25 protein-coding genes and 1 tRNA gene are annotated in these 25,146 nt (G+C 73.3%); 7 read left to right on the top strand and 19 right to left on the bottom strand.

All coding sequences use genetic code 11. The features are described 5' to 3' along the window. Nucleotides 1-33 precede the first annotated feature (33 nt). Complete coding sequence (locus DNL40_RS14815) at nt 34-969, bottom strand: carbohydrate ABC transporter permease (RefSeq protein ID WP_111252042.1); 936 nt, start codon at nt 967-969, stop codon at nt 34-36. 122 nt (nt 970-1,091) lie between these two features. Here DNL40_RS14815 and DNL40_RS14810 point away from each other — a divergent pair, with 122 nt between their 5' ends. After that, nucleotides 1,092-2,099, top strand: a complete 1,008-nt coding sequence (locus DNL40_RS14810; protein WP_111252029.1) for a LacI family DNA-binding transcriptional regulator — start codon at nt 1,092-1,094, stop codon at nt 2,097-2,099. Nucleotides 2,100-2,146: 47 nt separating this feature from the next. Here DNL40_RS14810 and DNL40_RS14805 read toward each other — a convergent pair. After that, nucleotides 2,147-2,228, bottom strand: a tRNA-Tyr gene (locus tag DNL40_RS14805). Nucleotides 2,229-2,352: 124 nt separating this feature from the next. Here DNL40_RS14805 and rarD point away from each other — a divergent pair. From rarD to DNL40_RS14775, 6 genes are all read left to right on the top strand, one after another. Further along, nucleotides 2,353-3,381, top strand: a complete 1,029-nt coding sequence (rarD, locus tag DNL40_RS14800; protein ID WP_111252028.1) for an EamA family transporter RarD — start codon at nt 2,353-2,355, stop codon at nt 3,379-3,381. A 59-nt stretch (nt 3,382-3,440) separates the two neighbouring features. Continuing rightward, complete coding sequence (locus tag DNL40_RS14795; RefSeq protein WP_111252027.1) at nt 3,441-3,935, top strand: YajQ family cyclic di-GMP-binding protein; 495 nt, start codon at nt 3,441-3,443, stop codon at nt 3,933-3,935. 133 nt (nt 3,936-4,068) lie between these two features. Then, on the top strand, nt 4,069-4,995 hold the full coding sequence (locus DNL40_RS14790) for an ATP-binding cassette domain-containing protein (protein ID WP_425450789.1): 927 nt from the start codon (nt 4,069-4,071) through the stop codon (nt 4,993-4,995). 38 nt (nt 4,996-5,033) lie between these two features. Next, the gene (locus DNL40_RS14785) at nt 5,034-6,341 is read left to right on the top strand and encodes a hypothetical protein (RefSeq protein WP_111252025.1); all 1,308 of its coding nucleotides are present in this window, start codon (nt 5,034-5,036) and stop codon (nt 6,339-6,341) included. A 190-nt stretch (nt 6,342-6,531) separates the two neighbouring features. Then, on the top strand, nt 6,532-6,900 hold the full coding sequence (locus DNL40_RS14780) for a hypothetical protein (protein WP_146252114.1): 369 nt from the start codon (nt 6,532-6,534) through the stop codon (nt 6,898-6,900). Between the two features lie 86 nt (nt 6,901-6,986). After that, entirely contained in the window at nt 6,987-7,931 is a 945-nt protein-coding gene (locus DNL40_RS14775; RefSeq protein WP_111252023.1) for an HAD family hydrolase, read from the top strand. 32 nt (nt 7,932-7,963) lie between these two features. Here DNL40_RS14775 and htpX read toward each other — a convergent pair whose 3' ends face one another. The 17 genes from htpX to DNL40_RS14685 form a co-directional block, all read right to left on the bottom strand. Next, a complete protein-coding gene (gene htpX / locus DNL40_RS14770; RefSeq protein ID WP_111252022.1) occupies nt 7,964-8,860 on the bottom strand; it encodes a zinc metalloprotease HtpX in 897 nt (298 codons plus the stop codon). Between the two features lie 272 nt (nt 8,861-9,132). Then, nucleotides 9,133-10,542, bottom strand: coding sequence for an FAD-dependent oxidoreductase (locus DNL40_RS14765; protein ID WP_111252021.1), 1,410 nt, complete (start codon nt 10,540-10,542; stop codon nt 9,133-9,135). Nucleotides 10,543-10,782: 240 nt separating this feature from the next. Next, nucleotides 10,783-11,364, bottom strand: coding sequence for a hypothetical protein (locus DNL40_RS14760; RefSeq protein ID WP_146252113.1), 582 nt, complete (start codon nt 11,362-11,364; stop codon nt 10,783-10,785). Beyond that, a complete protein-coding gene (locus tag DNL40_RS14755) occupies nt 11,361-11,804 on the bottom strand; it encodes a hypothetical protein (RefSeq protein WP_146252112.1) in 444 nt (147 codons plus the stop codon). Before DNL40_RS14755 ends, DNL40_RS14760 begins: the two co-directional genes overlap by 4 nt. Before the next feature lie 32 nt (nt 11,805-11,836). Beyond that, nucleotides 11,837-13,327: a hypothetical protein gene (locus tag DNL40_RS14750; protein WP_146252111.1), complete on the bottom strand. Its 1,491-nt coding sequence runs from the start codon at nt 13,325-13,327 to the stop codon at nt 11,837-11,839. Between the two features lie 182 nt (nt 13,328-13,509). Next, entirely contained in the window at nt 13,510-15,099 is a 1,590-nt protein-coding gene (locus DNL40_RS14745) for an OmpA family protein (protein WP_146252110.1), read from the bottom strand. 81 nt (nt 15,100-15,180) lie between these two features. Next, nucleotides 15,181-15,990, bottom strand: coding sequence for a hypothetical protein (locus tag DNL40_RS16530; protein WP_179951095.1), 810 nt, complete (start codon nt 15,988-15,990; stop codon nt 15,181-15,183). Next, complete coding sequence (locus DNL40_RS14730) at nt 15,990-16,211, bottom strand: hypothetical protein (RefSeq protein ID WP_111252014.1); 222 nt, start codon at nt 16,209-16,211, stop codon at nt 15,990-15,992. Before DNL40_RS14730 ends, DNL40_RS16530 begins: the two co-directional genes overlap by 1 nt. 188 nt (nt 16,212-16,399) lie before the next feature. Further along, nucleotides 16,400-17,131, bottom strand: a complete 732-nt coding sequence (locus DNL40_RS14725) for a response regulator (RefSeq protein ID WP_111252013.1) — start codon at nt 17,129-17,131, stop codon at nt 16,400-16,402. Next, nucleotides 17,124-18,335 (bottom strand): sensor histidine kinase, encoded by a 1,212-nt coding sequence (locus tag DNL40_RS14720; protein ID WP_111252012.1) that lies wholly within the window; start codon nt 18,333-18,335, stop codon nt 17,124-17,126. The genes DNL40_RS14725 and DNL40_RS14720 overlap by 8 nt, the downstream gene beginning before the upstream one ends. Next, nucleotides 18,332-19,243: a type II secretion system F family protein gene (locus tag DNL40_RS14715; protein ID WP_111252011.1), complete on the bottom strand. Its 912-nt coding sequence runs from the start codon at nt 19,241-19,243 to the stop codon at nt 18,332-18,334. Before DNL40_RS14715 ends, DNL40_RS14720 begins: the two co-directional genes overlap by 4 nt. Continuing rightward, nucleotides 19,240-20,166 (bottom strand): type II secretion system F family protein, encoded by a 927-nt coding sequence (locus DNL40_RS14710; RefSeq protein WP_146252109.1) that lies wholly within the window; start codon nt 20,164-20,166, stop codon nt 19,240-19,242. Before DNL40_RS14710 ends, DNL40_RS14715 begins: the two co-directional genes overlap by 4 nt. Next, nucleotides 20,163-21,533 (bottom strand): TadA family conjugal transfer-associated ATPase, encoded by a 1,371-nt coding sequence (locus tag DNL40_RS14705; protein ID WP_111252009.1) that lies wholly within the window; start codon nt 21,531-21,533, stop codon nt 20,163-20,165. Before DNL40_RS14705 ends, DNL40_RS14710 begins: the two co-directional genes overlap by 4 nt. Continuing rightward, nucleotides 21,530-21,871, bottom strand: a complete 342-nt coding sequence (locus DNL40_RS16525; protein WP_179951094.1) for a TadE/TadG family type IV pilus assembly protein — start codon at nt 21,869-21,871, stop codon at nt 21,530-21,532. Before DNL40_RS16525 ends, DNL40_RS14705 begins: the two co-directional genes overlap by 4 nt. Beyond that, complete coding sequence (locus tag DNL40_RS14695; protein WP_111252007.1) at nt 21,868-23,544, bottom strand: CpaE/TadZ family protein; 1,677 nt, start codon at nt 23,542-23,544, stop codon at nt 21,868-21,870. The genes DNL40_RS16525 and DNL40_RS14695 overlap by 4 nt, the downstream gene beginning before the upstream one ends. Next, nucleotides 23,544-24,269: a Flp pilus assembly protein CpaB gene (gene cpaB, locus DNL40_RS14690; RefSeq protein WP_111252006.1), complete on the bottom strand. Its 726-nt coding sequence runs from the start codon at nt 24,267-24,269 to the stop codon at nt 23,544-23,546. The genes DNL40_RS14695 and cpaB overlap by 1 nt, the downstream gene beginning before the upstream one ends. Next, on the bottom strand, nt 24,266-25,099 hold the full coding sequence (locus DNL40_RS14685; RefSeq protein WP_146252108.1) for a hypothetical protein: 834 nt from the start codon (nt 25,097-25,099) through the stop codon (nt 24,266-24,268). Before DNL40_RS14685 ends, cpaB begins: the two co-directional genes overlap by 4 nt. Nucleotides 25,100-25,146 lie beyond the last annotated feature (47 nt).

Raw genomic sequence — 25,146 nt, 5'->3', positions numbered from 1 at the left:
GGTGGCGGCAGGGGGCGGGTCGGGGTCGTGGTCTCAGTCGTCATAGTGCACCCAGTACTTCGAGAGCCAGAAGTTGACGGCGGTCATGACGCCGATGATCAGCACCAGCAACCAGGCCAGCGCCGAGGCGTACCCCATCCGGAACGAGCCGAAGCCCTCCTGGTAGAGGTAGAGCGTGTAGAACAGCAGCGAGTCGGCGGGGGCGCCGGTGCCCCCGGAGACGATGAACGCCTGTGTGAAGGACGAGAACGCGTTGATGACCGCCAGCACCAGGTTGAAGAAGATGATGGGCGTCAGCAGGGGCAGCGTGATGGCCCGGAACCTGTGCAGCACGCCGGCACCGTCGGTGGCGGCGGCCTCGTAGAGCTCGGTGGGGATCTGTCGCAGCCCGGCGAGGAAGATCACCATGGGTGACCCGAACGTCCAGATGTGCAGCAGGATGATGGTGCCCAGCGCCGTGTCTGGGCTGCCGATCCAGCTGGTGGTGTGGTGCACGCCCACGAGGGCGAGGCTGGAGTTGACCAGGCCGGACCCGCCGAAGACGAGCCGCCACAGCACCGCGATGGCCACCGACGACCCGAGCAGGCTCGGCAGGTAGAACGCCGACCGGTAGAAGGACCGGCCGCGCAGCCCGCGGTCGAGCAGCAGGGCGAGCCCCAGCGCGACGACGAGCTGGCCGGGGACGCCGACGGCGACGTAGACGAAGGTGACCAGCAGCGCCTGGTGCAGGCGGGTGTCGGTGAGCATCCGCTCGAAGTTGGCGAGTCCCACCCAGCTCGCGTCCTGGAGCAGGTTGTAGTCGGTGAACGCGAGGTAGAGCGAGGCGAGGACGGGGCCGAGGGTGAGCGCCGCGGCGCCGAGGACCCACGGCCCGAGGAACGCCAGCGCGGCCTTGTTGTCTGGTGCGTGCTGCGGGACGCGGGTCCGTGAGGACCGGCGCGTCAGCCGTTGCAGCTCGGCGACGGACATGAACACCTCCCCTTCGAGGTCTTCGGCACTTGCCCCCCATTGGGCTAGTGATACGTACCACGTGATACGAATCACTATGGTTGTGGGAGGCTGTCCCCCTGTCAAGAGCACGAGGGAGAAGGATGAGCGCGCCCCCCCAGCCGACCAGCCGCGACGTGGCCCGGCTCGCCGGCGTGTCGCAGACCACGGTGTCCTACGCGCTCACGGGCCGCGGCACCATCTCGGCCGCCACCCGCGAGCGCGTGCAGCGCGTCGCAGAGTCGATCGGATACCGGCCCAACCTGGCCGCGCGCTCGATGCGCACCCGCCGCTCCGGCAGGCTCGCCGTCGTCACCGGCGTCACCATCGACAACCACCTGCGGATGGTCGCCGGGGCGGGAGAGGTCGCCCAGGCAGCCGGGTACGTCACCGAGACCCACAGCGTGGGCGGCACCGTCGAGGACCGGACCCAGCACGTCCTCGAGCTCGCCGCCGCCCGCCAGCACGAGGGGATCCTCACCGTCGCGCCCGTGCTGCCCACGGCTCTGTCCGACGGGACGAGCGGCCCGGTGGTGGTCGCGGCGACCGCGTTCGACGACCAGATGCGGACCGTCGGCGACCTGGCCGACGCCAGCATGATCGCCACGTTCGTCACGACCCTGGCCGCCGCCGGGCACCGCCGGTTCGTCCATGTCGCCGGTTCTCAGCACTACGCCTCCGCCCGCGCCCGCCGCGACGTCTACCTCGCCGCCGTCGAGCGCTCCGGGGTCGAGTCGCTGGGGGTGCTCGGCGGCGAGTCGTGGTCCGCCGAGGCCGGCCGCCAGGCCGTGCTCGGCCTGCCCGACGACGCCGCTCCCCTCGTCGTCGTCGCGGGGAACGACCTGGTGGCGCTGGGCGTGCTGCGCGGCGCCGCCGAGCGCGGCTGGTCCGCGCCCCGAGACGTCGTGCTCACCGGGTGGGACAACTACGAGTTCGGCGCGTACACCACGCCCAGCCTCACCACCGTGGACGTCGACTTCCGCGAGGCGGGGCGCCGTGCCATGCACCAGCTCGTCGCGACGCTGCGCGGCGAGGAGCCGCCGTCGGCCACCGCGCCCCTGCACCGCATCGTGTGGCGCGAGTCGACGGGCGAGGCCGGCCCCGGCGCATGAGACGACCCAGGGCCCCGGAAGATCCGGGGCCCTGGGTCGTTCACAGGTGGCAGGTGAGGGATTCGAACCCCCGAAGCATGACGCGGCTGATTTACAGTCAGCTCCCTTTGGCCGCTCGGGCAACCTGCCGGGTGTGGAGTTGTGCACCCCACCGCAGCGGGGCGGGAGCAACCATATCGCCCCCGACGCCCGGGAGCGAAATCGGCCGCCGCGGCGAAGCCCGCGCACCGTCGCCCCGGCCTACAGTGAGCCGGTGAGCTCCTCCCCCACCCCGGCGCCGGAGACGGCGTCCGCCGGCGCGCCGTCGTCCCCCGCCGCCACCACCCCCGACGGCGTCGGGCCCGTCGCGGGCGACCAGCCGGGCCGACCCGGCACGACGCCGGCCGCAGCCGACCGCTGGGGGCTGCTGCTCGGCGTCGCCGCCTTCTTCATCTGGGGCGGCATGCCCCTGTTCTTCCCCCTGCTGGAGCCGGCCGGGGCGCTGGAGATCATCGCGCACCGCGTCGTGTGGAGCCTGGTGTTCTGCGTGGTGCTGCTCGCGGCGTCCCGCTCGTTCCGCGACTACGTGCGCGTGCTGCGCACGCCGCGCACCCTCGGCGTCCTGACGCTCGCCTCGCTGTTCATCCTGTGCAACTGGACCACCTACGTCTACGGGGTGCTCACCGACCGCGTGCTCGACGCCGCGCTCGGCTACTTCATCAACCCGCTCCTGACGGTGCTGCTCGGCGTGCTCGTGCTGCGCGAGCGCCTGCGGCCGGTGCAGTGGGTGGCGATCGGCTTCGGCGCGGCCGCCGTCGTCGTCATCTCCACAGGCGTGGGCGGGCTCCCGTGGATCGCCCTGACCCTGGCGTGCTCCTTCGGCGTCTACTCCCTGCTGAAGAACCGGGTGGGCCGCACGGTCGGCGCCCTGCCCGGCCTCGCCGTCGAGACCACCGTGGCCGCCCCGCTCGCGCTCGCCTACCTCGGCTGGCTCACCGCCCAGGGGCAGTCGACGTTCGCCGCCCACGGCACCGGCCACGTGCTGCTCCTCATGGCGAGCGGCATCATCACCGGCCTGCCCCTGCTCCTGTTCAGCGGCGCCGCCCGCCGACTCCCCCTGTCGGTGGTGGGGATGCTGCAGTACCTCGGCCCCGCCCTGCAGTTCGCGTTCGGCGTGCTGGTGTTCCACGAGCACATGCCGGCCGCCCGCTGGGCGGGCTTCGGGCTCGTGTGGGTCGCCCTCGTGCTGCTCACCGTCGACGGCGCACGGCAGGCCCGGGCCACCCGGCTCGCCGCACGCTGAGCCCACGCCGACTACGGTTGCCCTCAGCAGCCCCACCACCGAGCCGAAGGAGCCCCGACGTGGCCGACTCGTCGTTCGACATCGTGTCCAAGGTCGACCGCCAGGAGGTCGACAACGCCCTCAACCAGGCCGCCAAGGAGATCGCGCAGCGCTACGACTTCCGCAACGTCGGCGCCTCCGTCGCCTGGAGCGGCGAGGACATCCTCATGGTCGCCAACTCGGCCGAGCGCGTGCTCGCCGTCCTGGACGTGCTGGAGACCAAGCTCATCAAGCGCGGCATCTCCCTCAAGGCCCTGGACACCGGGGACAAGGAGCCCAAGCCCTCGGGCAAGGAGTACCGCCTGGCCGCGTCCCTCAAGGAGGGGCTGAGCAGCGAGAACGCCAAGAAGATCACCAAGATCATCCGGGACGAGGGCCCCAAGGGCGTCAAGACGCAGATCACCGGCGACGAGGTGCGCGTGACCAGCAAGTCGCGCGACGACCTCCAGGCCGTCATCGCCCTCCTCAAGGGCGCCGACCTCGACGTCGCGCTCCAGTTCACCAACTACCGCTGACGCCGGCCCCACGGGGGACCACGCGCACAGAGGACCATCCGCACGGCCGAGGGCCGGTGCCAGGCCGAGACGCCTGGCACCGGCCCTCGGCCGTGCCGGTCGACAGACCTCGGAGGCGGCTGCGCGCCATCGCGTGGCGGGAGTGCGACAAACCCGGTCATCCCGGGCGCCGGGGCTGCGCACCGCGGGTAGCGTTCCGCGCGTCAGCCGGCGAGCCCCCGGTCAGCACGGGTGTCGTGCCGGACCGCAGCGCTCGGCGAGGGGACTCCACGCGGTGTCACACAGGTTGTCGTTCGAGGGCGTGTCGTACTCCTACGGGAAGAGGTCGCGCCCGGCCCTCACCGACGTCACCTGGACGTTCCACGCCGGCCGGACCGTGCTGCTCGGGCCCGACGGTGCGGGCAAGAGCACGCTCCTTCGGCTGGCGGCCGGAGAGCTCGTTCCCGACGCCGGCCAGGTGAGGCTCGACGGCGACCTGCCGAGCGCCCCGCGGCGCCGCTGGCCACCGCGGCCACCGCGGCACCGGACGCTGGCACGACGGGCTGCGGTGACCGGCTGGATGCCGCAGGAGGTGCGCCCTGCTCCCGGGCTCACCGCCCGCGAGCAGGTGGCCTACGCGGGCTGGCTGCGCGGCATGGAGCGGGCCGAAGCGTGGGAGCGGGCCGTGACGACCCTGCACGACGTCGGCCTCTCGGCTGACGCCGGGCGTCCCGCCTCGGCTCTGTCCGACGAGCAGCTGCGCCGCGTCGGGCTCGCCGAGGCGCTGGTCCACGGCCCCCGCCTGCTCCTTCTCGACGAGCCGACGGCCGGCCTCGACCCGGCACAGCGGGCGCGGTTCCGCGACGTCCTGAAGAACCTCCCCGGCGACCCCGCCATGCTCGTCTCGACGCACCAGGTGGACGACCTCGACGAGCTGTACGACCAGGTGGTGGTCGTGGCCGGCGGCCAGGTCCGGTACGCGGGGAGCGTCGCGCAGCTCCTGGAGCACGGGCGCGACGGGCGGCCGGGGCGGGCCGAGAGCGCCCACCTCGCCCTCGTGGCCGATGCGGGGGACCCGTGAGACCGTCGGCGCGATGGAGGACGTCCGGGGCCACCTGGGTGCTGCTGGTCCTCCTGGCCTGGATCGTCCTCGACCAGCAGCTGACTCACGACGCCCTCGGGTATGCACGTGCCGACCGCGTGGCCATCCAGGCTGCCGGGCACACGGTGTGGATCGTCCTGGCGGTCACCGTGGTCGCCGCCCTCGCAGGAGCGCAGTGGCGCGCCGCGAGGTGGGCGGAGCGGACGGCTGCCCGCCCGGCCGCCGCGCGGCTCCTCGACGCCCTGTGGCCCGCCCTGGTGGTGGGGGCGGTCGGAGCCGGGGCGGCCACCGCCCTCACGGCCGCCACCCTCGGGTCGGTGGGCCGCGTCGAGCCCCGGCCCTACGTCACCCTCCTGCTCTTCGTCGTCGCTGCGGCCACCACGGGTCTCGCAGTGGGGCTGCGCCTGCCGCCGGCGTTCGCCGTCGTGGTGGCACCCGTGATGTGGTTCGTCCCGCTGGCGTTCGCCCCCGTGATGGAGACCCCGTGGCCACGCCACCTCGTGTCCATGACCTGGTGCTGCGGGGTGGACACCACCACGGACCCGCGCGTCTACGCCGCCAACGCCCTGTGCGCGACGTCGCTCGCCGTGGCGGGACACCTCGGTGCGCGCGGTGCGACGAGGCCGCGGCCCCCGCTCGGCGAGATCGTCGGCGCCGGCGGCGCGGTGGTCTGCGGCCTCGCGGGAGCCGTGGCCGTCGCGCTCCCCCTGGGCCACTCGCCGCACGTGGTGCGGGACGAGGCGCTCCACTGCCGGGACGGCGTGCAGACGAGCATCCGGTACTGCTACTTCCCCGAGGAGGCGGCAGCAGCGCCCGCGGCGATCGCCGAGGCGGACGCCCTGTTCTCGGCCGTGGAGCGACGCACCGGGGTCGAGCTGCCGCACAGCATCAGCCAGCGGCCCGATCGGGCGTCCGGGGAGCGGCCGATGGACGCGGTCCCCGCCCGGCGCCCTCCGCAGGAGCAGGGGCACGGCCTGCTGGCCCTCGCGGCGTTCCCCACCGTGCCGGACGACTGCTGGGACGCGCTGCCGGGAGGCACCGGGAGGTCTGTGCTCTCGGAGGACGTGGCCGTCGTCGAGCGGACCGGACGGCTCTGGTGGGAGGCGTGGGCGCGATCGGTCCGGCCCGGCGAGCCGACGGTCGACACGGAGCTCCGCGCGGCCGCGGAACGGCTCCGGGACGGCCAGGTGCCCCGGCCCCTCCTCGACCACCTGTTCGCGCTCACCCCCGCAGAGCAGGGCAGATGGGTCAGCGCCGCGCAGGCCGCCGTCGAGTCCTGCGACACCGCATCGATGGAGCACCTGCTGACGCAGGGCCTGCGGTGAGGTGGCACCTCTCGGCGCGCGCACGTCATGAGGGGCTGTCAGGTGTGACGCTCGGCACGTGGGGCCCGGAGCGTCACCCGGCGGGCGGCGCGCGGCGTTGCGATAGCGCGGTTCCTGCCCGTGCCGGACGCTCCCGGGCTCACCGGCAGCGTTGCTGGCCAGCGTCGTGTTACCGCTACGTTAAAGCCTCATGAGACAGAGAGGTTTCGTGATCCTGGCTGCCGCGACGACGCTCCTCCTCGGAGGGTGCGCGGGCGGCGACGCCGCAGCCTCCTCGGGGGCCTCGGCAGGGTGCGTCAAGGCGTTCGAGGACGCCACCAAGCTCGAGGGTGTGAGCGACACGCACGAGGCGCTGTTCCCCGTGTTCGACGCCTGCACCACGCTGGACGAGTTCGCCGCGGTGGCGGCGGACCACCCCGACCTGCTCGCCTACGTCGACCCGGAGACGTACGCGCGCAACGGCTGCCAGTACCGCCCGGAGGTGGCCGACTCGACGCTCTGCGCCTCTGCCGCCGCCCTCGACGAGGAGGCAGACGAGGCCGAGGAGGCTGAGGGATAGCAGCCCGAGGTCTCGCCCGGTGCCGTCGGTAGACTCCCCGCACGGCACAGCCGCCAGCCCACCTCCAGGAACGGCGAGGCCCCACGATGTCCAGCGCACCCCGACACCCCCAGCCCCGGCCGAGCGGCCCCGCGGCCGCGGGCCGGGGCGCCGCGCTCCCCCGCCTGGTCGCCACCGACCTCGACGGCACGCTCCTGCGCTCCGACGGCACCGTCTCCGACCGCACCCGCCGCGTGCTGGCGGCGGTCGAGGACGCCGGGGTCGAGGTGGTGTTCGTGACGGCCCGCCCACCCCGCTGGCTCGACGTGCTCGCCGGCGTCGTCGGCCGGCACGGCCGTGTCATCTGTCTCGGCGGCGCAGCCGTGTGGGACCTGGAGGGCTGCCGCCCGCACGAGGTCCAGGGGTTCGACGACGACGAGGCCCTGCGGCTCGTGGCAGACCTGCGCGACGCGGTGCCGGGCGTACGCCTGGCGTTCGAGCGGGTGGACGGCCCGGTGTTCGACCCCGGGTTCACCTCGGCCCCCGGCGACCTCGACGACCCCGCGTGGCGCGCCACGGTCGAGACGACGCTCGGGGCGGGAGCCCAGCCCGTGGCCAAGATCCTCGCCCGGGCCGGCCAGGACGAGCCCGAGCAGGCCCGGCCCGGGCAGCCGGCTGACGGCCCGGCCGTGACGCCGCTGGCCGGGGACCAGGCCCAGGACGTGTTCTTCGACCGCGTACGTGGCGTCGTCGGGCGCCGGGCGCACCTCGCCTACTCCGGCGCGGCCGGGCTCGCCGAGCTGTTGGCACCGCAGGTCACCAAGGACGCCGCCCTGGCGCGCTGGTGCGCCCGGCTGGGCATCGACGCCGCCGACGTCTGGGCGTTCGGCGACATGCCCAACGACGTCCCCATGCTGCGGTGGGCGGGCCGCGGCCTGGCCGTGGCCGGCGCGCACCCGGACGTCAAGGCGTGCGCGGACGGCGTCGTCGGGGGCAACGACGAGGACGGCGTCGCCGCGGCGCTCGAGGAGGCCCTGGCAGCGCCGCGCTGAGCGCCCGGGAGCCGGCCGCCCCGGCAGCCGGCTCAGTAACGGGTGATGCCGCCGTACCCGAAGCCCTGACCGCCACCGGCCATGGCCTCCAGCCGCTTGATGCGCTCGCTCATCGGCGGGTGCGTGGCGAACAGCCGGGCCAGGCCCGCCCCGCGGAACGGGTTGGCCAGCATGAGGTGCGAGACGTTCTCCAGCTCACGGGTCTGCGGCAGCGGGGCGGCCGAGGTGCCCTGCTCGAGCTTGCGCAGCGCGGACGCCAGAGCCAGCGGGTCCCCGGTCAGCTTCGCCCCGTCCTCGTCGGCGTCGTACTCGCGCGTACGGGAGATGGCGAGCTGGATCAGCGTCGCCGCGATCGGCGCCAGGATCACCATCGCCAGGGCGGCGAGCGGGTTGCCGCCCTGACGGCGGTCTCCCCCGCCGAAGAACATCAGGAACTGCGCCAGAGACGTGATGACGCCCGCCAGGGCCGAGGCCACCGAGGACGTGAGGATGTCGCGGTTGTACACGTGCATCAGCTCGTGGCCCAGCACCCCGCGCAGCTCACGCTCGTCGAGGATCGCGAGGATCCCCTCGGTGCAGCACACGGCCGCGTTCTTGGGGTTGCGCCCCGTGGCGAACGCGTTCGGCGCACGCGTGGGCGAGATGTACAGGCGCGGCATCGGCTGGCGGGCCACCGTGGACAGCTCCCGGACGATCCGGTACATCTCCGGGGCCTCGAGCTCGGTCACCGGGTAGGCGTGCATGGCCTTGATGGCGATCTTGTCGGAGTTCCAGTACCCGACGAACGTCATGACCAGACCGATGAGCGTGAACAGCCACAGGAACCGCGAGGTCCCGCCGCCCACGGCCCAACCGAGGCCGAGCACCACCGCCCACATGACGCCGAACAGCGCGGCGGTCTTGAGACCGTTGAAGTGCCGGTGCCCCATGGGACTCCTTCCGTACCGTCCTGCACACGGCCCCGGCGGGGCCTCACGGACGGTCAACGCCGGGCGGACCAGGACGGTTCCCGCTGCGGCACGTCACGTCGGCAGCTCCTCGCCGGGCCGCACCACCCAGGCACCCGTGCCGCGCCCCGCCCAGGCACCCGTGCCGCGCCAGGGTGCGGCACGGGCGAGGGGCCCGACGACGGCTGCTGCGTCGTCGGGCCCCTGGCGTGCGTCGTCGGCACCGGACGCCGGGCGGCGGGTAGCCGGCAGGCTCAGCCCTGGTAGCGGCCCTTGGCGATCGCGATCATGTCCTCGCGCGGCACCACCTTGATGCGCTCACGGCCGTGCGGCTCGCCCAGCGTGCGCTCGTGGGCGTCGAGCAGCTCGAAGTCGGCCCACTCGACGTACTCGACGCCACGCTCGGCGAGGAACTCGAGCACCGCGGCGGGGTCGGCCTGCGGGGCCGTGCGCCCGCCGGCCAGGTCCCCCGCCGCGACGTCGCCGCCGTCGCCCACGCCCGTCACGTCCTCCACCAGGTGCCGGACCGTCTCGGACGCGTCGGACTTCGTGTGCCCGATGAGGCCGACGGGGCCGCGCTTGATCCACCCGGTGGTGTACACGCCGGGCAGGTGCTCGCCGTCGATGTCGACCACGCGGCCCTCCCGGTTGGAGATGACGCCCTTGGCCTCGTCGAACGGGATCTCCGGCAGCGGGGAGCCGAAGTAGCCGACGGCGCGGTAGACGGCCTGGACCGGCCACTCGTGGAACTCGCCCGTGCCCTTGACGGTGCCGTCGCCCTGCAGCGCGGTGCGCTCGGTGCGCAGCGCCTCGACCTTGCCGTCGCCGAGGATCGCCGCGGGAGCGTGGAGGAAGTGCAGGTGGATGCGGCGCGACGCCTTCTGCGTGGACGGGTCCACCAGCGTCCAGTCGGTGAGAGTCTTGACGACCTGCTTCGTCTGGTTCGACTTCTCGATCGCGGCCATCGAGCCCTCGTCGAAGTCGAAGTCCTCCGGGTACACCACGATGTCGACGTCGGGCACGTGCCCCAGCTCCCGCAGCTCGAGCGGCGAGAACTTGGCCTGCGCCGGACCGCGCCGCGCGAAGACGTGCACGTCCGTGACCGGCGAGGCCTTGAGCCCCTCGTAGACGTTGGCCGGGATCTCCGTGGGCAGCAGGTCGTCGGCGTGCTTGGCGAGCACGCGCGCGACGTCCAGCGCGACGTTGCCCGCGCCGAGCACCGCGACCTCCTTGGCCTCCAGCGGCCAGGTGCGCGGCACGTCGGGGTGCCCGTCGTACCAGGAGACGAAGTCGGCCGCACCGTACGAGCCGGGCAGGTCCACGCCCGGCAGGGGCAGCGGGGCGTCCTTGATCGAGCCGGTCGAGAAGATCACGGCGTCGTAGAACTGGCGCATCTCCTCGAGCTTGAGGTCGACGCCGTAGTCCACGTTCGCGATCAGGCGCACGTCACCGCGCGAGAGCACCTTGTGCAGCGCCACGATGATCTGCTTGATCCGCGGGTGGTCGGGGGCGACGCCGTAGCGCACCAGCCCGAACGGCGCGGGCAGACGCTCGAACAGGTCGATCGACACGTCCAGGTCGGTCTTGGACAGGATGTCCGCGGCGTAGATGCCGGCGGGGCCGGCGCCGACGATGGCGACGCGCAGCGGTCGGGTGCTGGTCACAGCGGAAGAGACCTTCCGTTCGGGGTGGCCGGCTCGTTCACCGAGCGCGGCCCACGTTCGCTGGTGCTCGACCCCCGATTCTACGGCGCTGTGAGGCTCGCCTAACCGCCCGGTGCCGATACGCCCACCATGTGGACAAGACCTCCACACTCGCCGGCCCCCTGCCCGCCGTCACGTGCCGGCCCGTACCTGCACGGGGCGACCTGCGCCAGCAGCGGCGCGACTCGGAGACGGTGCCTGTCAGCCCGCCTGCGCGGACGGCTGACCGCTCGGCGTGGCATCGGTGTCGATCACCGCGATGCTCTCACCGATCGCGGTCACGACCTCCTCGTCGAGGTGCTCGCCGGTGAGCTGCACCGCCACCGTCTTCGAGGTCTCCTTGTCCGACGCGACCCACCAGACGCCCTGGAGCGGCTCGCCGTCCTCGGACTCGTACGTGAAGTCGATGCGCCAGCGCTGCGTGTCGGCCTCGAGATCGGGCCAGTCCTGGTTCTCGACCTGGAACCCCGGGTAGCCGCCGACCTGCGCCTCCGCCACCAGCTGGCCGCTGGCCGCGTCAGAGCCGGCGGTGCCCCAGGCGGGGACGGCGGCGAGCTGGACCGCGCCCTGCTCCCCCTCCGCGTCCTGCCAGCTGCGCGACCACCGGTCGTTGAGCGCACCCGTGTCGGTCCAGCCCTCCGGGACGTCGACCCGGAGCCAGCCGTCCTCGACCCGGTCGTAGCCCTCCGGCGCACCGCCCGAGGTGCACGCCCCCAGCAGCGTCGCCGACAGCAGGGCGAGGACGCCCGCCCGTCCGGCCAACCGTGCACGTGCACCCCTCATCGGTTCCCTCCCAGGTAGTCGACCGGAGCAGGCCGGCCCGTCGCGGACCGCGCCCGACGGCGCATCAGCGTAGCCACCCCCACCGCGGCGAGCGCCGCGACGAGCACGTGGACCATCATGCCGCCGGCCAGGGGGCCGACTGCCGCTCCCGCACCGGCACCGCGCACCGTCGTCACCACCGCGCCCACCACCGGTACCGCGAGCGCCGCGACCAGCCACGCCCACCGCGGGGTGGGCTCACGCACCGGCAGCGCCAGCACCGCGGCAGCAGGCCCCACCACGGCGGGCAGGAGCACCGGTGCCCACAGCACCCAGGCGTTCGCCTCGACGTCGGCCACCCCGCGGATCACCGACCCCACGAGGAGGCTCGCCAGCAGGCCCGCCCCGTAGTACCCGACGAGGCTCACCACCAGCCCTCGCGCCAGCTCGCCGACGCTCACGCCGCCCAGGTCCCGTCGCACGCCCCGGGCGCTCACTGGGACACCACGCACATGTCGTCGGGAAGCAGGGAGCGCGTGCCGTCGGTGCCCGGGGCCCCGAGGAACTCGGCGTCGACCGCCGTGGCGGTCGCCTCCTCACCGCCGATGTTGAACCCGAGCTCCCAGCCCTTCTTGACCGCCAGCTCGAACTCCCAGGCGTCCTTCACGTTGTGGTAGTTGATGGAGCTCACCTTCGCCTGCTCGTACATCAGCTGCTCGAACGGGTCGTCCGAGGGCTTGTCCGGGATCATGGCAGAGAACGGCAGGGTCATGGCCGCCGTCTGGCTCTGCCGGCTGGAGAGCCAGGCCTCGACCGTCGCGCGGTTCTGGTCCGTGACGTCCAGCGTGGTGGTCACCACCGACGAGGAGGTCTCGGTGTGCCCGGCCTCCCCGGAGACGGTGTCGAAGCTGTCGTTGCCGAGCGAGCCGGAGAAGCCGCCCTCGTGGATGTGCTGCAACGAGATCTGGGTGAGCTCGCCGTTCTCCCCGCGGGTCACGCTCATCGCACCGGTCAGCTCACCCTGCGCCTGCGCCTCCCCGGCCACGAACGAGCCGCTCGCGCTGCCGCTGCCCTTGAGCTCGAAGGTCCAGGTGCGTTCCTTCTTGTCGTGGTCCGTCTGCAGGATGACGTTCGTCCCGAGCTTGATCTCGCCGTCGACGCCCACGTTCGGGTCGAAGAACTCGGGGTTGCCGTCGGCGTCGAGCGCCCCCGTCGGCTCCCTCAGCCCGAACGCCGCCGACGCCGCCAGCTCGAGCCCGACGCTGGACATCGAGATCGACGGGTCCTTCGGCGGCTGCTTGGGGTCCTTCCACAGGAACTGGATGGCGTAGTAGGGGCTGTGCTTCATCGCTTCCTGCTCCACGAGGTACTCGTTGAGCTGCCTCTCCATGTCCTGCCACTGCTGGGGGTTGTCGAACTGCCAGGTGGACCCGTAGGCGAACTTCAGGTCGGCACCGAGACTGACCTCGAGCCCCGCGTTGTCCCCGTTGCCCAGCTTGCCCGCGTCGAACGTGCTGCTGGAGACGGCGCCGTTCGCACCGATCGACGCACCGTCGGTCAGCGTCACCTGGACAGGACCGTCTTCCCCGCCGTCCTCGGCGGCGAACTGCTGGACGATGAACCCGGAGTCCTGACCGAACTGCACGAACCAGACCTTGACCGCGGCGGAGTACTGGGAGCTGGTCTGCGACAGCATGCAGGCCGGCGGCCGGAAGTCCTCGTCCGTCGGCAGCGTCGGCGGCGCGGCCGTGCCCGCCGTCTCCTCGCAGGAGGCGGCGCTGCCACCGCCGACCAGCTGGGCGAGCTGGCAGAACACCGTCGAGACGCGGCCTGGGAACACGGTGATACCGAGGACGACAGCACCGACCAGGAGCACGGCGATCGACGCGATCCCGAGGTTCTCCAGCGTGCCCGCACCGCGCTCGCTGTCGCGGCTCCAGCCTCGCATCATCGTCGTACGCCCCCAGTCCTGGGCTCGTGCCATGTCATGCCCGGTCGTCCTGCTCGTGCTCTGCTCCTAGGGAAGCCGGTCGCGCGCCGTCGCGGTGGGCCCATGGTCCCGTTCCCGGGCCCAGGCCCGGAAGGCGCTCGAGCGTGCCCGGCCGTTCTCGCGGTCCGCGGCTCGGCGCACCCTCCAGCCCGTGCTCTCCGTCCTCTGGTGCACGGTCAGTCGGTGACAGGGATGTCGGTGAGCCGGAACGGACGGGCACCGAGCGCCTTGTTCAGCTGGAGCGTCACCGTGTCGACGTCACCGATGCTCGGGTAGAGGGCGACAAACCGGATCGTCTCGCCGCCGTCGACACGCTGGAGCGTGCTCAGCTCGCCGAGCGTGTGCCACAGCTCCTTGCCACGGCTGTCGGACCCCACGTGGTAGTCGTACGGGTACACGGCGGTCGAGCCGGACATGAGCGTCAGGCCCAGCACGTGCTGGGGCACGACGCTGCCCTCGCCCCGGTAGGACCAGAAGCCGCTGAGGGCGCCCGGCTGGATCCCCGAGTCGACCTCGTCGTCCTCCGCGGTCACCTCCAGGGTGACCAGCAGAGAGTCGCCGACCCGCTGGACCGCCGGCGCCGTGTAGCGCCAGGTGCGCGCGCCCTCCTCCAGCACACCCTCCTCGCCGGTGGCCACGGGGCCGTCGAACTCCGGCAGCTCGCCCGTGGCCTCCACCTGGGTCTGCGTCGTGATTTGCGACGTCAGCGTCAGCACCACCCGGCGGTTGGTCGCGCGGTTCTCGTCGTTGCTGTTGGGCACCAGCGGCTCGGCCTCGCCCCGTCCCGAGGGCCGCAGCTCGTACGCGGAGGTGTCGATCCGCTGCGCCAGCGCGTCGGCCACCGCCCGCGCGCGGTTCTCCGAGAGCACCTGGTTGGAGGCGTCGTCCCCCACGTCGTCGGTGTGGCCGACCACGTCGACCACGCCCGGTTCCCGGCTGGACAGGTGCGCCGCTGCGGCGTCGACGACCGCCACCGCCTCCGGCGTCAGGTCGAACGAGCTCGAGGCGAACAGGACGTCACCGCCCAGGCTGATCTGCACCTGCTCCGTCGACTCCAGCACGTCGACCGCGCCACCGAGCTCGCGGGTGAACGACTCCAGCCCGTGCACCGGCGCGTCGGCGACCGCGTCGACGTCGAGCGGCTCGGCGTCGGGACCCGTGCCCGCGGCCGGGCTGGCACCGTCGTGAGCGCCGGGCGCAGGCACATCTGCGTCGATCACGGGGACGCTCTCCAGGTAGGCCCCCGGGAGCATCAGCCCCAGCGCCTCCGTGCCCGCCGGGGGTGCGGCGAAGACTCGCTGGACCCGCAGCCCTTCCACGGGGACGTGGTCGACGGTCCCCGGCTCACCGACGACCTCCCCCGCGGCGTCGACACCCTGCAGGTAGACCTGCTTCTCCTCCACGTCTGCGAGCCGGACGTAGTCGCCCTCCAGGTTCCCCCCGAACCTCGTCCCCAGGCGCACCCGCTCGGTGCCCTCCTGGACGAGGTCGTAGGTGAGGACCACGTGCTCACCCGCCCGCACGAGCGGGTGCACCTCGACGGTGATCTCCGTGCCGCCCACGACGAGCGGAACCCGCTCCACGACCGCCTCGGCGGACGGGCTCGCCGGCTCCTCGACAGCGGCCGGTCCCGGGTTCGCCTCCGGCGAAGGGCCCGCGTCGCCGGTGCAGCCTGCGACGAGCGCCAGCACCGCCAGCGCCGCGGCCACGGTTGCTCCGCGCCCCAGGGCCGGCCCGTTCCTGGTCGTGCGCGTCCGTCTCGTCACGAGCACTCGTCCCCTCTGGCCGCCGTCGCGGCCTGTCGATGCGGTCCGGCCCGCCGGGTGCTCCACCCGACGGCGGTGAGGTCACCCTACGAGTCGGGGCGCCAACGCCTCCTCGACCCGATCACGCCCCCGGTCGAGGACGCTGCCCAGGCTCGTCCCCCGGACCGGGTCGATGCCGGCGCAGGAGAAGGTGTACTCCCACGGCCCGTAGCGCCACTCGAGCTCCGGCTCCGGCTCCGGCTCGGGCTCGGGCTCCGGCGGCACCTCCGGGTCGGCGCCGGGGTCGGGCTCGGCAGGCGGCGGGGTGGGGGTCGGCGAGGGCTCGACCTCCACCTGTTCCGCCGAGCGGCCCGCCTCGAGCCGGCAGGTGTGCAGCGCGACGTCACCGAGCCGCGCCTCGGCGGTCGACTCGGTGCGCCCCCCACCGGGTGCCGTCTCGGTCAGGCGCGCCCGGACGCTCACCGTGCGCGAGCCCAGGTCGTAGCGGTACCACTCCGCCGGTACCCGCGCGCCGTTCTTCGCGGCGTACTCTGCCGCCTCCGGGTAACCGGACAGCGCCCACAGCTCGAGGCCGGGGAACGGCCAGGTCGCTTCCCGACCCCCGTGCTCGTCACCCGGCAGCCACCCCGCGGGCGGGGCGATCAGCATGCCGAGGGCGCTCTCACGGATCGCCTGCGCACCAGCCAGCGCCGCCGCGTCCGCGGCGGTCTGCGTCCGCCCTGCCTGCTCGGTCCCGCGCAGCAAGGGGATGGTTGCCATGAGGAGCACCGCGACCACGCACGCGAACACGACGACGACGACGGAGCTCGTCGCGAGCCCGTCGTCGCCGCGCAGCAGTCCGCGGCGGCGACCCGTGTCACCGCCGCGGACCCGATCCGGTGCATGACTCATCAGCCGCCCTGCGGGGTCCCGATCTGGTTGAGCTGCTCCTGGACCTTGGACGCCAGATTGAACTGGTTGACGGCCCAGACGATGGCACCCACGAGCACCACGGCGATCATGGCGATGCCCAGGAACTCGAGCGTGCCCTGACCGGCCTCGCCGCGGGCGAGCGCGCGGCGCTCGAACGCCTTCTGGACGGCGACCTGCGTACGGACGAACGTGCGGGTCATGCTGTCTCCCTCCTCCGGTCCGCCGAGGCGGACCCGCTGCCCGGGTGCCCGGGCGCTGACCTGATGTGCTTCACGCTAGGAGACGCCCCTCCTCGGCCGGCGGGCCCACGGGCCCATTCGGGGACCCATCTCGGACGTGCGAGGCCCGGGCCCCGGGACCGCCCGGCCGCGAGCCGCCGCGAGCCGTGTCACGCCGGTCCCCCGCCGAGCCACACCGCCACGGCCTCGGCCCGGGTGCGCACCCCGAGCTTGGCGAAGATGTGGTTGACGTGGTTCTTCACCGTCTTCTCCGCCAGGAACAGCCGTGCGGCGACGTCTCCGTTCGTCAGGCCCTGCGCCACCAGCTCCATCACCTCCACCTCACGGTCGGAGAGCCCGGCGTCAGGACGCGCCGGCCGCGCCGGCTCGGACGTCGCCGTCCAGACCGGCCGCAGCGCCGCCATCGCGGGACCCGAGAGCAGGAACGTCCCCTCGGCGACGGAGAGCACCGCACGCTCGAGCTCGTGCGTCGCGAAGTGGCCGTGCACCAGGTAGCCCGCGGCGCCCGCCTCGACGGCAGCCCGCACGACCTCCGGCGCGTCCGTGTAGGTCAGCATGATCACCCTGGTCCAGCGGTGCACCTCGCTCAGCACCTGCACGCCGTCGCGCCGAGGCATCCGCACGTCGAGCAGCGTCACGTCGGGGACCGTCGCACGGATCATCGCCACCGCGGCCTCGCCGTCGCCCGCCTCGCCGGCGAAGCGGAGACGGTCGGAGGCGTCGACCAGCGCACGCAGGCCCATGCGGATCACCGGGTTGTCGTCGACGACCGCCACCGAGACCTGCCGGGGCGCAGCGGCCTCGAGGCGCTCCGGGGGTGCGGCCGCGTCACCCGCCCCTGCCGCAGGGGCGTCCGCCCGGGGGCCGGAGGGCTCAGGCATCGGCGGCCTCGCGCGTCTCCGGCCGCGCACTGCGGTCGTCGTCTGGGTCGACGCTCTCCACGGACACCGTGGTGCCGTGCCCCGGCGCGGACGACACCGACAGCCGCATCCCTGCCTCCCGAGCACGCTCCGCCATGCCGGTGAGCCCGAAGTGCCCCTCCGGGCTCCCGCCGTCCGGGCGTGGGAGGAACCCGCGTCCGTCGTCACGGACGCCGACACGGACACGACCACCGGCCAGACCGGTCAGGGCGACCTCGACCTGCTGGGCGTCCGCGTGCCGCGCCACGTTCTCCAGCGCCTCTCCCACGATCGCGAGCACCTCGTACCGGCAGGCCGTCGCCAGGTCCACGACGCCCGTCACGGTCAGGCGGCAGGGGATCCCGTGCGCCTCCTCCCACGCCGCGCACCGCTCGGCGAGCACCTCCGCGAACGGGCGGTCGGGCTGGTCGGCACGCATCCGGACCAGGAGACGCCGTGCCTCGTCAGCAGCCTGGTGGGCCCCGAGCGACAGGTCGCGGGCGTACGTGCTCGCCGTCGCAGGGTCCTGCTCCACGAGCCGTGGCAGCGCGTCGGCGCCCAGGGCGATGCCGTGCAGCGTCTTGCCCAGGGAGTCGTGCATCTCGCGTGCCAGCCGTGCCCGCTCGTCGGCGGCCGCGGCCGCGAGCTGCGCCTCGGCAGCCTGTCGTGCCGCGACGAGCTGGGCCTCGTGGGCTCCCCGGACGGCGCCACCGACGGCGATGAGGCCGACGTACAGCGCCGGCACGCCCAGCTCCAGCATGAAGCCGCGCGTCTGCGCCGGGTTGTAGAGCGAGACCAGCACGTAGCCCGCCACGAGGACGACCCCGCACAGCGCGGCCGTCCTGCGGTCGAACAGCATCCCCACGACCAGCGCCGTCGACAGCGTCACGAGCACGAGCGGGCTCTCCACCCCCACGACGTAGACCACCGCCAGGGCCACCAGCACGTCCAGCACGAACGCGAGCGGGTGGCGGCGCACGAACCCGGTGACCTGCGGCGACAGCAGCACGCTCAGACTCGTCACGCTCAGCACGAGGATGCACATCAGCACCGGCATCGTCATCGTCTGCCCGACGAGCCCGAGGAGCGACACCAGGATCGCCATCAGCCGGACGACCAGGCTGGCCGCGAGGATCCGGCCGGTGAAGTCGCGCTGGTGGAGGGCAGCGGCCTGCGGCGCACTCATCCGCCGCCTCCGAGCAGCACGCCCCAGTCGACGTCCATGCCGAGGAACAGGCCGACGATCACCAGGATCAGCGCTGCCGGCAGCAGCACCAACGACGTCACCAGCGTCACCCGGGGCGCCGTCTTCGCCGCGGCCTGTCGCTGGCGCTGCGCGCTGTCACGGCGCATGTCCTCGGCGATCTGCTGCAGCGACTCCGCCAGCGGAGCGCCGAGCTCCTGCGACTGCAGGAGGGCCGAGACGAACTTGGCCATCGGCTCCGACGAGCTGCGCCGCCGCAGGTCGGTGAACGCCTGCCGCACCGAGGCGCCGTTGGCGATCTGGTGCAGCGTGAGCTGGATCTCCTCGGCCAGCGGTCCGTCGAACCGCTCGGCCACGCGGGCCAGCGCGGCACGGAAGCTCACCCCCGCCACGACCGTGACAGCCAGCACGTCGAGGAAGTCGGGCAGGTCGCGGTCCACGCGCTCGCGGCGGATCCGCTGCCCCGCCTCGATCCTGCTCAGCGGCAGGACGACCGGGATCGCCACGCACATCAGCACCAGGAGGAACTGGCGCTGCAGCAGCACGATCAGCATGACGGGCGAGACCAGGAGCATCCACCAGACGCACTGCTGGAGGTACCCGTCCACCGTCAGGCCGCCAGGCCGCCCCGCCTCGTCGATGCGGCGCTGCAGGTTCGCGAGGATCCGCGGGCCGAGGAGGCGGCGCAGCCCAGGCACGCGCCCCCGAGCCAGCCGCTGCAACGGCGGCTCGCCCTGCGCCCTGCGCCGCTGCTCGCCGCGGAGCAGGTCGAGGTCCTCCACCTCGAGGATGTCGAGGGCGTCCGAGCGCGCCAGACGGTACCCGACGAGGAAGAGGACCATCGCACCGGCGGCGAGCAGCGCGAGCGCGAGGACTGCCGGGGCGCTCATCCGCGGAACCTCGTCATGCGCCGGATCGTGAGGAACCCGCCTGCGAACAGGGACGCGCTGACCGCGAGCGCCAGCTGCCCCACCCAGTGCCGGGTCATGGCGTCGACCGTGCCGGGCTGCAGCGCGTTGAGGAGGAACAGCAGGCCGAAGCCCACGAGGATCACGAGGTACCCGGTCGTGGTCGACTGGGCCAGGGTGGTGCGGATCTCCCGACGCACCTCCTTGCGGTCGTCGAGCGTGTCGGCGATGTCGCGCAGGGCCGTGACGAGCGAGCCACCGCTGCGCGCGCTCACGAGCAGCGTGGAGACGAGCACGGTCACCTCGCGCGACGGCAGACGCTCTTCGAGCCCGGCCATCGCGTCCTCCAGGCTGTCCCCGAAGCGCATGCGTTCGGCCACCCGCGTCATCTCGACACCGGCCGGTGCGGACAGCTCGCTGCCCGCCACTGCCACCGCGCTGGCGATCGAGAGGCCGGCGCTCGTCGCGTTCGACAGGACGCGGGCCAGCTCCGGCATCTGCGCGACGAACTGCTCCTTGCGGCGCTCGCGCCCCCGGGCGAGGTACCAGCGCACCGCCAGCACCATCGCGCCCACGCCCAGCAGCCCGAAGACCGGGGCGAGGCCGGCGGCGAGGACCCAGCCGACCACCACGCCCACGAGCGCCGCCACCGTGACCACGGTCAAGGGCCGCAGCCGCTCCTCACCGGCCAGGACGAGCTGGGTCTCGACCCAGCGCCCGGGGCGCGTGCGGCGGAAGGCGCGGTCGAGCCGGTCGACGTGGCTGCGCGGACGCGGCCCCGCGCCCACGTCGAGCCCTCGCACGAGCGCCCGGCGCCGCAGGCGCACCGCCGACAGGTCCACGATGCCGGCCAGCAGGAACCCCGCGAGAAGGACCGACAGGACGAGCAGGAGCAGGACGATCACGGCGATCCCCACGAGCCCGACGTCGGCGCGGCCTGCTGCCCCAGCTCTTCGCCGGCGACACGCAGCCGCGTCGCCATCGCCTCTGGCGGCGCGTACGAGACGAAGCGACCGAGACGGCCGTCGTCCCCGGCGGCCTCCGGGTCCCACCGCATCAACGGCTCCAGCCGGAAGTCCTCGCGGTGACGGGACGCCACCCAGTCCACCGAGACGACACGACGCGCGCCGTCGGACCCGCGCAGCAGCTGCACCACCACGTGGACCGCGTTGTTGACCTGGTCGCGCAGCGCGTGGAACGGCACCTCGACGTCGCTCATCGACGCGAGGGTCTCGAGCCGGATCAGCGCGTCGAGCGCGGAGTTGGCGTGCACCGTGGCCAGCGAACCCTCGTGGCCGGTGTTCATGGCCTGGAGCATGTCCAGGGCCTCGCCGCCGCGGACCTCACCGACGATGATCCGGTCGGGCCGCATGCGCAGGGAGTTGCGGACCAGGTCGCGGATCGTCACCTGTCCCTTGCCCTCCACGTTGGCCGGCCGGGTCTCCAGGCGCACCACGTGCTCCTGCGAGAGGGACAGCTCGGCGGCGTCCTCGATGGTGATGATGCGCTGCCGCGACGGGATGAACGCGGAGAGGGCGTTGAGCATCGTCGTCTTCCCGGACGAGGTGCCGCCGGAGACGATGATGTTCATGCGGGCGCGCACGCAGGCCGCCAGCAGGTCCGCCGTCGCGCGGTCGAGACTGTTGCGGTTGAGCAGCTCGTCCAGACCGTAGGCCTTCGGGAACAGGCGGATGGTCACGGTGGGGCCCTCGAGCGCCAGCGGCGGCAGCACGACGTGGACACGGGCTCCGCGCGGCATGCGCTCGTCAGGGGGCAGACGCGCGTCCACCATCGGGCTCGACTCGTCCACGCGGCGGTTGACCGTGGAGACGATGCGGTCGACCGTCTGCCGCAGCTGTTCCTCGGACGTGAAGGCCGTCGGCACGCGTTCCACCACGCCGAAACGCTCCACGTAGATGGTCCGGTGACCGTTGATCATGATCTCGGACACCGTCTCGTCCGCCAGCAGCGGCTCGAGGACGCCCAGGCCGATCGCCTCGTCGACCACCCGTCGGATCAGCGCGTTGCGCTCGCGGGTGGTGAGGATGACGCCCTCGGTCGAGACCAGGTGGGCGACCACACGCTCGAGGCGGATGCGGCGCTGGCCGGCGTCGAGCCGCCCCAGCTCGTGGAGGTCGACCTCCTCCAGCAGCTTGCGCCGGAACAGCGCGACCAGGCCCTCGTCGAGGTCGGAGCGAGCGAGAGCCTCCGCCGAGGGCGTCTCGGCAGGCCGCCGGTCGGCGTCCGCCCACTCCCCGAAGCCGCCCCTCACGAGGAGGTCCTCGGCATCGTCGCGGCCCGCTCGACCGTCATCGCGGGGAACGGCCCGACGCGCGGCACGGGGACGCGCACGACGACGCGCTCGCCGCTCTCGACCCGCACCGTCGACGCTCGCAGCGAGCCCGGCAGCGAGCGGTCCACGGCCTGAGCCACCTGGACGTACCCGGACCCGGTGCTCAGGGCACGGGCGCCGTCGCGCGAGGCCTGGTTGGCCCCGGACACGGTGTAGGCGAAGGCGCACACCTGGACCAGCGCGATCGCCGCGACGACGACGAGCGGCACGAGCCCCAGGATCTCGAGGGTGGCGCTGCCGCGCTCGCGGCGCCTCACGGCTCCCTCACCACCTGCCGGTCCACCGTGACGTCCCAGCCGGAACGCATCACCCCCGGCATCAGGCGGGGCACGCCTGCCGTCACGTCGACCTGGACGCTCCCCGAGGGGGAGTAGTCGACCCCCACGTCGAGGCGGCTGCGCAGGCCCTGCGGGAAGGCGTCCTGCGCGGCCTCGCGCACGCGCCACGACTCCCACGGCTCGGCGATGGCGGCCTGGCGGGCCGCCTGGGTGGCTGCGTGGCCCGTGTAGACGTACGTCACGCCGGCCAGGGCGAGCTGGCACAGCACCGCGACCAGGAGAGCGAGCGCCGGCACCACCCCGAGGAGCTCCAGCGACATCGAGCCGCGCTCCCGGGCAGCCCGGGCGGCGCGGCGGCCGGTCACCACCGGTGCCTCGGCCTCGGGGGCGACGTCACCGGCGCTGCGCTCGCCCTCCTGCTGCTGGGCCGAGCGGGAGCGACGGCCGCGGCGCGACCGTGAGTCGGTCTCCTCCGGCTCGCCGGAGTCGAGCGCCCGGGCGACCCCGAGCTCGTGGCCGACCGCGCGCAGGGCACGCCACCACCCCTCGTCGGTCGTCAGGTGCGGCGAGCGGGAGTTGGTCGAGGCCTCCAGACGGCGCCCCTGGTGCGGCACGGTCGCGGCGAGCACCGGAGCGGGCGAGAGCTGCCGCACCGCCTCGGGCTGCACCTCGTCCGACTTCGTGTGCCGGTTGAGGAGCACGCGGACGGCGTCGGGCTTGCGGACCCCCAGCGACTCCCACCAGCCGAGGTTGCGCCGCAGCGCGCGCAGGCTGATGAGGTCCGGGGTCACGACCTGCACGACCTCGTCGGAGACCTCCACGATCGCCGCCTGGACCGGCGTCACGTGCGCGCCGGCGTCCACGAGCACCAGGTCGTACTGCTGGCGCAGCAGGAACAGGATCTGCCGGATCGCCGTCGGGGTCACCCACTCGACGTCCCGCACGTCCTCCGGCGGCAGGAGCATGTGCAGCCCCGACTCGTGCTCGAAGACCGCGTCGGCGACGGTGCGTGGTGAGAGGTCCTCGGAGACCTTCGCCAGGTCGGCGATCGACGTGCGGTAGCTGGCGGCGAGGTAGCTGGTGACGTCGCCCTTCTCGAGGTCGGCGTCCACCACCGCGACCGACAGCTCCGGCAGCTGGCGCCGGATGTCCCACGCCAGGTTCGTCACCACGGAGGTGGTGCCGACCCCGCCCTTGGAGCCGGTGACGGTCACCACGGTGGCGCGGCCCCGCGCGCTGGCGTCGCCCTGCTCGGCGGCGGTGAGCATCCCCTGGATGTGGCGCGACCACTCCAGCGCGTTGGTGACACGCTGCTGCACGTCCTCGAACGTCAGCGGGTAGGTGATGACACCCCGGGCGCCTGCGTCCATGGCGGCGGCGAGGGCCTCGGGCTCCGGGTCGCTGGAGACCACGACGGAGACCGTCCCCGGACGGCGCAGGCCGAGGTCGCGCACGACCTGGTGCACCGGGAGCGGGCCGAGCCGGTCGTGGACCAGCAGCAGGTTCGGCTGGTGGGCGACCACGAGCTCGGTCAGCTCCGTCGTCGTCTCCGCGAGGCCCACCACCTCCAGGTCGGAGATCTCTGCGAGGAGCGCGCGCAGCTCGTACGCGAGCGTCTGGTCGGCGCAGCCGACCACCACGGTGCCGGACATCAGTTCCCTCCCTCGGGGATCGCTTCGCCGCCGAGGTCCCCGGCGTCGAAGTCACCCTGCTCACCGGTGCGGTCCTCCGGCGTCCCGGCGGGCAGGCCCACCAGGCGGACCTCCTGGGCGAACGCCGCGGCGTACGTCACCGCCAGCGCGTCGTTGGGCGTGAGGGCCAGCGTCACCGGGATCACGGTGGACTGGCCGGTGACGCTGTCCTGGTCGACCTGGACCTGCGTGCCGCGCACGGAGACGACGCGGACGCTGCGCACCAGCACCCGCACCTGCTTGGGCAGCCCCGGGACGTCGGCGAAGACGGCGTAGATGTCGACGTAGTCGCCCGGCTGGACCCGGTCGGCGACCCCGGTCACGGAGTCGACGTTGATCGCGATCTCGCGCTCGTCGGCGTCGAGGTCGGACGGCGGCACGAGCATGTCGGACGTCAGCATCGTGCCCTCGTCGAGGTTCACCGCGACCCGGCGGCCGAGCAGCTCCTCGCGCTGCAGCACCGCGCTGTCCGACAGCCAGCGGCGCGGCACCTCGTCCGTCCTGATGGTCTCCTCGGTCAGCGCGCTGTAGGCAGGCAGGTCGGAGCTCGCCCGGTACACGGTCACGAGCGACCCCACCTGGCTGCTGACGTTCCCCACGTAGACGGTGACGGCGACGAAGACGACGACAGCCATCAGGGCGGCTGTCAGGATGAAGAGGACTCCACGTCTCTGGCGCGGGTTCACAGGGCTCCTCCGGTGGCGAGCTCGGTAGGCCGGATCGGCCTCACGTGGCAGTACGGGCAGTAGGGGCCGACCAGCAGGACGCCGCACACGCCGCAGCGCTCCGCGGCCTCCGCCGGGGTGGGCAGCAGTCGGCGCGGCGCCTGCGGCAGGGCCACGGCCTCGACGGCGCGCGGCGTGCCGAACCGCTCGTCGGGCGTGAAGTCGAACGGCGGCAGCACGCCCACCGAGAGAGCACCCGAGACGCGCAGCAGGGCGTCGCGCGCGGCGTCGGGGACGCCGTGACGGTCGACGAGGAGCTCGGCCCGCGCGAACGGCCTCGTCCCCGACGGCTCGCTGAGCGCGATCCGGGCGACGGCCTCGACGGCTGCGCGGTCGCTGCCTGCCAGCGTCACGACATAGCCCTTGCCCCCCGGCACCCAGGACCGCACGTGCTGCCACAGGCTCGGTGAGGGGTCGGCCAGACCCGTCACGCCGGGCAGCCACGCGCCGCTGTACGTGTGCGCACCGAGGGCCTCCACGTAGCCGGGCACCAGCCCGGGGTCGCTCGCCACCGTGCTCGCCTCGAGGGCGATCAACGTGAGGGCCGCGGGCCCGTGCGGCAGCGTGCGGACGGCCACGTGGTGGCCCACGTCGGTCAGGGCGGCTGCCTGGCGCAACGCCTCCCGCTCGTGCCGCTGCTCGGCGAGCAGGACGACGTGCTCGGCCTGCGCCGGCGCTCGACGGACGAGCTCCGCGACGTCGTCGGGGGCGGAGACGAGAACGCGTCCGCCCAGGGCTTCTCCCGTGCTCGCCGCGCTCGCGGCGAGCACGCACACCTTTGGTCCCACCATGTGTGGCCTGTTGTCCCCTGGTCGTCCTTACCCGTCGCCCGCATCGT

This window comes from Xylanimonas oleitrophica, assembly GCF_003244315.1.
Taxonomy (GTDB): Bacteria; Actinomycetota; Actinomycetes; order Actinomycetales; family Cellulomonadaceae; genus Xylanimonas_A; species Xylanimonas_A oleitrophica.
The sequence above is the reverse complement of the archived record's forward strand: the minus strand, read 5'-3'. Positions and strand labels throughout refer to the sequence as shown.

Excerpts from the sequence above, each read along its gene's own strand:
- DNL40_RS14815 (WP_111252042.1), bottom strand. The coding sequence starts at position 969 with ATGTCCGTCGCCGAGCTGCAACGGCTGACGCGCCGGTCCTCACGGACC.
- DNL40_RS14685 (WP_146252108.1), bottom strand. The coding sequence starts at position 25,099 with ATGGTGGGACCAAAGGTGTGCGTGCTCGCCGCGAGCGCGGCGAGCACG.
- DNL40_RS14730 (WP_111252014.1), bottom strand. The coding sequence starts at position 16,211 with ATGACCCGCACGTTCGTCCGTACGCAGGTCGCCGTCCAGAAGGCGTTC.
- DNL40_RS14715 (WP_111252011.1), bottom strand. The coding sequence starts at position 19,243 with ATGAGCGCCCCGGCAGTCCTCGCGCTCGCGCTGCTCGCCGCCGGTGCG.
- DNL40_RS14720 (WP_111252012.1), bottom strand. The coding sequence starts at position 18,335 with ATGAGTGCGCCGCAGGCCGCTGCCCTCCACCAGCGCGACTTCACCGGC.
- DNL40_RS14810 (WP_111252029.1), top strand. The coding sequence starts at position 1,092 with ATGAGCGCGCCCCCCCAGCCGACCAGCCGCGACGTGGCCCGGCTCGCC.
- DNL40_RS14775 (WP_111252023.1), top strand. The coding sequence starts at position 6,987 with ATGTCCAGCGCACCCCGACACCCCCAGCCCCGGCCGAGCGGCCCCGCG.
- DNL40_RS14725 (WP_111252013.1), bottom strand. The coding sequence starts at position 17,131 with ATGCCTGAGCCCTCCGGCCCCCGGGCGGACGCCCCTGCGGCAGGGGCG.
- DNL40_RS16530 (WP_179951095.1), bottom strand. The coding sequence starts at position 15,990 with ATGAGTCATGCACCGGATCGGGTCCGCGGCGGTGACACGGGTCGCCGC.
- htpX (WP_111252022.1), bottom strand. The coding sequence starts at position 8,860 with ATGGGGCACCGGCACTTCAACGGTCTCAAGACCGCCGCGCTGTTCGGC.
- DNL40_RS14780 (WP_146252114.1), top strand. The coding sequence starts at position 6,532 with ATGAGACAGAGAGGTTTCGTGATCCTGGCTGCCGCGACGACGCTCCTC.
- DNL40_RS14695 (WP_111252007.1), bottom strand. The coding sequence starts at position 23,544 with ATGTCCGGCACCGTGGTGGTCGGCTGCGCCGACCAGACGCTCGCGTAC.
- DNL40_RS14750 (WP_146252111.1), bottom strand. The coding sequence starts at position 13,327 with ATGGCACGAGCCCAGGACTGGGGGCGTACGACGATGATGCGAGGCTGG.
- DNL40_RS14760 (WP_146252113.1), bottom strand. The coding sequence starts at position 11,364 with ATGAGGGGTGCACGTGCACGGTTGGCCGGACGGGCGGGCGTCCTCGCC.